The sequence below is a fragment of the Actinomadura sp. 7K507 genome (assembly GCF_004348425.1).
GTDB lineage: Bacteria > Actinomycetota > Actinomycetes > Streptosporangiales > Streptosporangiaceae > Spirillospora.
Map to the genome: position 1 here is coordinate 1 of NZ_SMKK01000499.1, position 1933 is coordinate 1933.

A 1933-nucleotide genomic window follows, 5' to 3' on the forward strand; every position below is an offset into this window, starting at 1 on the left:
CGTTCGGCGAGGGCGTCGCGCCGCGTGTCCGGGCACGGCGCGGTCGTCGTGATCGGCTCCGCGGGCCCGTAGGCTACGGCCGCGCACGGCGCGCGTCGGCCGGTGTGACGAGCGGGTCCGCGCGGCCGGGCGGGCGCGGGTCTTCACCGAGGAGGAGCGAGATGGTCAGCGAGAACGCCGACAGGCTGGCGGTGCTCATCGACGCCGACAACGCCCAGCCGGGGATCGTCGAGGGGCTGCTGGCGGAGGTCGCCAAGTACGGCACCGCTCACGTCAAACGCGCCTACGGCGACTGGACCGGCACGAGCCTGCGGGGCTGGAAGCAGCAGCTGCTGGATCAGTCGATCCAGCCGATCCAGCAGTTCGCCTACACCACGGGGAAGAACGCGACGGACGCGGCGATGGTCATCGACGCGATGGACCTGCTGTACTCCGACCGCTTCGACGGGTTCTGCCTGGTCTCCAGCGACAGCGATTTCACCCGCCTGGCGGCGCGGATCCGTGAGTCGGGCCTGACGGTGTACGGGTTCGGTGAGCGCAAGACGCCCAAGCCGTTCGTGGCGGCGTGCGACAAGTTCGTCTACATCGAGAACCTGGCCTATGACCAGGTCTCGGCCACGCCCGCCGCCGGGTCGCCGTCGCCGTCGCCGCCGTCGCCCGCGGCGGCGCTCAAGCAGGACACGGCGCTGGTGAACCTTCTCCGCAACGCCGTGGAGGGAGGCTCCGACGAGGACGGGTGGGCGCCGCTGGCGTCGGTGGGCCACATCATCACCAAGCAGCGCCCGGAGTTCGACTCCCGCAACTACGGCTACGCCAAGCTCAGCGAGCTGATCGCCGCGACGACGCTGTTCGTGCTCGACCGCCGCAGCCCGGGCGACGGGAAACCCGGGGTGATCTACGTTCGCGCCAAGCGACGCCAGGACAAGCGGCCAGACACATAAGCACGACTTCTGATCGCTAGACGATTCATATCTTTGACTTCTGGACGGGCCGGCGCCGACGATGGACGCGTCGGCAGTCCGGAAGATCAGGGGGAACCCATGACGGAGTACGAGAAGGCCATGCGGCCGGAGGACATCACGCGGCTGTTCGTCGAGCGCTCCAACGCCGGGGACGCGGCGGGCGTCGCCGCCCTCTACGAGGAGGACGCGGTGATGGCCTACCCGCCCGGTGAGCGGACGGTGGGGCGGGACGCGATCCGCGCGCTGTGGGAGCGGGTGCTGGCGGCCCGCCCGCGTTTCGAGCCGGAGGAGCCGCTGCCGACCCTCGTCAGCGGCGACGTCGCGCTCACCTCGACTCCGCCGGGCGACGGGGCCGGCGCCCGCGCGCAGGTCGCCCGCCGCCAGCCCGACGGCGGCTGGCTGCGTGTCCTGGACCAGCCCGAGTTCGTCACGCCGCCCGGCCCCGCGGCGCAACAGCCGGAATGAGGCAGGATGCTCGGTATGGGTGAGGTGTTCACGCATCGGCTGCGGGTGCGGTACAGCGAGTGCGATCAGCAGGGCGTGGTGTTCAACGGCCACTACCTGTTCTTCTACGACGTGGCGCTGACGGAGATGTGGCGGGCGCTGATCGGCGAGTACGGGCAGATGGTGGAGGACGGCTACGACCTGGTGGTGGCCGAGGCGCGGATCCGGTTCCGGGAGGGCGCCCGGTTCGACGAGCTGCTGGACGTGTCGATGCCGGTGGCGCGTCTGGGGGTGACGAGCATGGTGGTGCGCCCGGTGTTCCGGGTGGGTGGGCGCCTCATCGCCGACGGGGAGGTGCGGCATGTGTTCATCGACCCGGCGTCCAAGGCCAAGCGCGAGATGCCGCCCGAAGTGAGGTCGGCGCTGGAGCCGTTCCTGGATGCGCCCGGCTCGGAGAGCGCCGGTCCGGAGAGCGCCGGTCCGGAGTGGGCCGGTCCGGAGTGGGCCGGTCCGGACGGCGCGGGGCC

General features: G+C 71.2%; 3 protein-coding genes. All 3 read left to right on the forward strand.

What is annotated here, in order from left to right:
• Positions 1–161: 161 nt before the first annotated feature.
• Positions 162–941: an NYN domain-containing protein gene (locus E1285_RS44815; protein WP_132160990.1), complete on the forward strand. Its 780-nt coding sequence runs from the start codon at positions 162–164 to the stop codon at positions 939–941.
• 99 nt (positions 942–1040) lie between these two features.
• Positions 1041–1427, forward strand: a complete 387-nt coding sequence (locus E1285_RS44820) for a nuclear transport factor 2 family protein (protein WP_132160991.1) — start codon at positions 1041–1043, stop codon at positions 1425–1427.
• 15 nt (positions 1428–1442) lie between these two features.
• Positions 1443–1933 (forward strand): thioesterase family protein (locus E1285_RS44825; RefSeq protein WP_165967055.1); only part of this gene is annotated, 491 nt, incomplete at its 3' end.

Bases quoted from the DNA above. Each gene is read 5' to 3' on its own strand.
- E1285_RS44815 (WP_132160990.1), top strand. From the start codon at position 162: ATGGTCAGCGAGAACGCCGACAGGCTGGCGGTGCTCATCGACGCCGAC.
- E1285_RS44820 (WP_132160991.1), top strand. From the start codon at position 1,041: ATGACGGAGTACGAGAAGGCCATGCGGCCGGAGGACATCACGCGGCTG.